This window comes from Massilia sp. YIM B02763, assembly GCF_030412015.1.
Lineage (GTDB): Bacteria > Pseudomonadota > Gammaproteobacteria > Burkholderiales > Burkholderiaceae_D > Telluria.
Map to the genome: position 1 here is coordinate 1 of NZ_JASNRD010000054.1, position 1,218 is coordinate 1,218.

The following is a 1,218-nucleotide window of genomic DNA, read 5'->3' on the forward strand; positions in this document are numbered from 1 at the left end:
GTAGATACCGTCTTGCCTGTCAAGCTGCGAAAGCGTAATTAGGGTCATATGGCTTACCTGTGTGAACGACACCAAAGCACAGGTGAGCCAGTTTTCGCATGCATGCACCAACCACTGCCATCTTGGTTTTTCCTTTGGCGAGCAAGCGGTCGCTGAATGTTTTGATGTGCGGATTCCATCGACGTGCCGTAACGGCGGGCATGTAGAGCAGTTTGCGTAAATGGGACGGCCCAGCTTTGGACATGCGGGGCCGACCACGTACCGACGAACCCGATTCCCACTGTACCGGTACTAAGCCGAGATAGGCAGCCAACTGCTCGGCGCTAGCAAAGCGTTTGGCTGCAAATAGCGCTGTCAGGTTGCTCGATACACGCTCGCCCACGCCTGGGATAGTTTCCAGCAGCTCCTTTTTTTTCCTCAGATCTGGATCGCTATCGATATGCTCTTCGATCATCTGTTCCAGGCGTTTGAGCTCTGCCTCTAGAAATGTGATCGATTGCGCAATCGACTGTTTGACCTCGTCGGGTGACGAACCGAAGTCAATCGCTTCCTGACGATTTCGCTCGCGCTGCAGATCGTCTGCGACGGCATCGCGCCGGGTCAGCAATGCCTTCAAATGTCGCGCGGATTTCGATGGCGGTTGCCAGGCCTGCGGCTGTTGGGTCGCGCCATAGCGAGCCAGTACCGCACTATCGGCTTTGTCGGTCTTGGTCTTGACCCCCAATCCTTGGGCGAATTGGCGCAGCTGGGCCGGATTGACCAGCGACAGCGTCAAGCCAGCATCAGTCAATGCCAGCGCGGCAGGCTCGTGATAAACGCCGGTCGGCTCCATCACGATATATGCATCAGGCGCTTTGTTTTTGGCCAGCCATTCAATCAGTTGCGTGAATCCGGCACTTGTATTGGGGATGGACTTCGCTTTGACTTTGTTGGTCTTACTGTCGAGCAGCATGCAGTCAAGCTTGGCTTTGGATACGTCCACGCCGAGATAAAACATCGATTCTCCTTGTTTCTTGATTGTCCCTGCCCACTCCACACTTGCCTTGTACATGCAGGGTCGAGGCCCTTGGATACCGTCCAGTGTTCAGTCATGGGGTGGGGAGAGGTGAAGAGCTTAATCTACGCCGCAAGATCAATGTCTTCAGGGTGGGCACAAGCTGGCCTTCACCTCAGTTGGCGGTAGCTAACCACCAACTCAATCAAGATACAAGGGTGGGC

1 protein-coding gene is annotated in these 1,218 nt (G+C 54.8%); it reads right to left on the reverse strand.

From position 1 onward, the window contains the following. Positions 1 to 19: 19 nt before the first annotated feature. Positions 20 to 997, reverse strand: coding sequence for a transposase (locus tag QPK32_RS26430; RefSeq protein ID WP_290415757.1), 978 nt, complete (start codon positions 995 to 997; stop codon positions 20 to 22). Positions 998 to 1,218: the final 221 nt, after the last annotated feature.